The following is a 2,531-nucleotide window of genomic DNA, read 5'->3' on the forward strand; positions in this document are numbered from 1 at the left end:
TTTGCGAGTAATCTGAGCACTTCAATTGGAACCTTTGCGTTATGCGCGATTGCGGCGCGAACAGTTTCGTCCGGGTCACGTGCAAGACGATCAAATAGTTCTGAGCTGAGCTTCCGTTTTACTGCAACGGCATAGCGAACTTTAGGGTCCAAATTCAGCGACAGAATYTCAAGGATCGGAAGCGGTACAGTCTTGTTATGAGCAACCCATTCAAGCATATCGGGAAAGTGTTCAATAACTTCMACCCAGACTTGGATGCTCGCTGATTCGTTCGCKGCGCGAGTGTATTCGTCGRGAATCGCGCTCTGCCGCAAGCGAACAAACTCTGAAGCTGTAGAAATCATGACTCATATGTCCGTACTGAATTTTTAAGTTCCCAAATGACTGCAACTGGCCGATATCGGCAAGATCATCGGTAGCTATGCACTTCGTCGCTGTCCTGGGCTACGCGAGCGACAAACTCGTCGAAATCAGCTCCCGCGACTCCAGCATGAGTTTGTCCGAGTCCATATACACGGCCCTGTGGGGATGTAAGATCAACGACGAAGTAAACGCATTCGTATCCATAATCTGCGCAAACGAAAGTACCAGACGGCAGGGATTTTGCGATTCCGTCATCCGGAAATGCATCATGGACCGAGCGCCATTCACCAAGCGGCCAAAATCTCATCCAGGAACCACCGGGTTCTGTGCAGTATTCGCTTCCATTCATTATGAGGTAGTTCGCTCTAACCTGTGACACAAGCTTAAACCGATGAGCGTTCTCAAACTCAAGAAAATCATTCTCTTGCGCGGGCTCTCCCGGAATGCCTCCGGCATTTAGAATTTGATGTCGTATGCTGTTGAAGTTCATGACAATGCCAGTTTCGTTCGAATCATTTTGTGTTCTGCCGACCGGGTCCGCTATTGGCCGGGTGCAGAACGAAGAAATTCAATCAAAAACAGCACTTTGTCGAGTTTCGATATGAAGATTGACTTCCTCCGCACCTGTCCCGGCCGGACCGTAGCGTTTCTTCACTTCTGCGCCTTTCATGAACGAGGTTTCTGCAAGCACAGGCTCAATCGCTTGCAACAATTTATCAGCATCTGGGCCATATAAATAGAGGAACCCATCGTTACCATCAACTGCGACCTCGTTTCCGTCATATTCGCCGACATGAGCTTTAGTGACAACATCTTCAATCTTGTCTTCGAGCGCAAAAAGCCGCGTCAGATCTCGAGACCCGTATTGAAAATGGACGATAACTGCATGCTCGTTTTTTTTTCTGAACTTCTGCGGCAGGGGTAACTTGCGAAGTACCTAAGCCAAGAAGAGCTGCAAGAGATGCTAATATTTTCATATTAAGAATTATTAAGTCAGGTCCGCTTTTTGCCGATTTTCGTCAGCCGATGGCCAATTCAATTTCATGTCTTACTTCATTTGGAACATTGATCCAAGTCGTGGCATTTTCCAACTTTAATCGCACATCTATTTCATTCTCAATCTCTTCGAGAATATCAAAGAACCAAGTGGCACATCGCTTACGGTTTTTCATATCAAACCCAAAAGCACCTATATCGTTGTGCCATTCGACTCCTGTCGCAATGAAGTTCACAGTCTGGTACCAACGCTCGCCGCTGCTCACGAGCCTCACTCGCAGCATCCTATCAGTGCACACAACTTCAACGGTTTGTACGGCTTCTATGATCATAGGTAGTGGGTATGAATGACGGTCCGTTCTTGGCCGAAGACAGTCTTCAGCTCGGAGCACCATCAAATTTCATATTGCGCTCCTTAATTTGAGCGTAGCAGAAATCGCAAACGACCCTAAAATCATTGAACTCCCTGAACACTTCAGTCATCCCGTCTTCTTGAATGAAAAGACGCTCACAGTCGTCACACCAAGCCTGCAAGTCGTCAGGGTCTGAACTGTTTTCGACGAAGCCAACGATGCGGTCGCGGATGTTGACCTGGTGGCAGCAGACGATCGCTGGCGACCTACTGCCATGAGTCCCGCATTTAATCAATGATTCGTTGGACATTGTCTCTTAATTTTTCTGTTTGACATTGGCCGGAAGGCGAATTATCCATACTGCTCGGACCAGGCGAATCGTTCTTCCAGCCATTCATCGAGTTCGGATTCATCCAAGCCGGAGAGCATGGCACCGAGCTTCAGTTGGCCTTTTGCCAGAGCGAGTACACTGAGAATGGCAGCGGTAGTAGCGCGATCGGTTTTTGAGTCGATGTCAGTCAAAGCTAAAGTGAAAGCCAGCGCCCAGGCGCTGGTGTAATCTGCTTTCAACCAGACAGGCACTGCCGGATTACCTTTGCGATGGCGTGCAACTTCGATTGTCGCTAGCAACCCGTAGAAATTCCAATCGCGTCCCGTTCCATTGCTTGCGATCCTCACCAACTGTGGAACCGCCGCGTAGGATGCGATATCGACATCACCTTGATGGTGAAGCTCATTCCATAACTCGTCCCATACATCGGTTCCGCCATCCATCGACAGCAAAGCAACCGACACATCATATGGGACTCTGTAGCCGCC

Annotated in this window: 3 protein-coding genes and 2 pseudogenes; all 5 read right to left on the minus strand. The window is 48.6% G+C overall.

From position 1 onward, the window contains the following. Positions 1–344, minus strand: a pseudogene (locus tag AB4Z11_RS29185) (hypothetical protein); the annotation flags it as partial. A 587-nt stretch (positions 345–931) separates the two neighbouring features. Then, positions 932–1,072: a hypothetical protein gene (locus AB4Z11_RS29190; RefSeq protein WP_442029322.1), complete on the minus strand. Its 141-nt coding sequence runs from the start codon at positions 1,070–1,072 to the stop codon at positions 932–934. A 310-nt stretch (positions 1,073–1,382) separates the two neighbouring features. Beyond that, entirely contained in the window at positions 1,383–1,625 is a 243-nt protein-coding gene (locus tag AB4Z11_RS29195; protein ID WP_442029323.1) for a hypothetical protein, read from the minus strand. Between the two features lie 112 nt (positions 1,626–1,737). Beyond that, on the minus strand, positions 1,738–2,022 hold the full coding sequence (locus AB4Z11_RS29200) for a hypothetical protein (RefSeq protein ID WP_442029324.1): 285 nt from the start codon (positions 2,020–2,022) through the stop codon (positions 1,738–1,740). A 41-nt stretch (positions 2,023–2,063) separates the two neighbouring features. After that, positions 2,064–2,531, minus strand: a pseudogene (locus AB4Z11_RS29205) (hypothetical protein); the annotation flags it as partial.

Source organism: Pseudoduganella sp. RAF53_2 (genome assembly GCF_052113985.1).
Taxonomy (GTDB): Bacteria; Pseudomonadota; Gammaproteobacteria; order Burkholderiales; family Burkholderiaceae_D; genus Rugamonas.

Coding starts and splice junctions, on each gene's coding strand:
- AB4Z11_RS29200 (WP_442029324.1), bottom strand. CDS start 2,022: ATGTCCAACGAATCATTGATTAAATGCGGGACTCATGGCAGTAGGTCG.